The organism is Arthrobacter sp. Y3221157 (assembly GCF_059089865.1).
The window spans coordinates 1-692 of record NZ_JBNHFD010000213.1 but is presented as its reverse complement, the minus strand read 5'-3'; the positions used below and the strand labels follow the sequence as shown (position 1 = coordinate 692).

General features: G+C 70.2%; 1 protein-coding gene. It reads left to right on the top strand.

Annotation, left to right across the window (positions count from 1 at the left end; genetic code table 11):
• Positions 1-692: L-serine ammonia-lyase, iron-sulfur-dependent, subunit alpha (locus AC5RTT_RS20700; RefSeq protein ID WP_494146728.1), on the top strand; the 692-nt coding region annotated here is incomplete at both ends.

Sequence of the window (692 nt, the reverse complement as noted above, 5' to 3'; positions counted from 1 at the left end):
GCGACGAGTTTGAAGCGGGCCGGGGTGCTGCCGGGCGGGTTGAACGTGCGCCGCCGCGCCCCGGACTGGTACGAACGGCTGCAGAAGGAAACCGCACACCCCGACACCCGCGACCAGGACCAGGACGCTGCGTGGGACGCGGGCCCGTTCGACCAGCGGTATTGGCAGGAGTGGGTGAACCTGGTGGCGCTGGCGGTGAACGAGGAGAACGCCTCCGGCGGCAGGGTGGTCACGGCGCCGACGAACGGGGCGGCCGGGATCATCCCGGCGGTGCTGTTCTACGCGCTGCACTTCGCCCCGGGCATGGACACCGCCACCCAGGCGGACCGCGACGACGTCGTGGTTCGGTTCCTGCTCGCCGCGGGTGCGGTGGGGGTGCTGTACAAGGAGCAGGCCTCGATTTCCGGGGCGGAGGTCGGCTGCCAGGGCGAGGTCGGGTCGGCATCATCGATGGCCGCCGCCGGTTTGGCGGAGGTGATGGGCGGGTCCCCTGCCCAGGTGGAGAACGCGGCGGAGATCGCGATGGAACACAACCTGGGCCTGACCTGTGACCCGATCGGCGGGCTGGTCCAGGTGCCCTGCATCGAACGGAACGCGATCGCGGCCGCGAAAGCGATCAACGCCGCGAAAATGGCGCTCTGGGGCGACGGCACGCACCGCGTCTCGCTCGACGAAGTCATCATCACCATGCG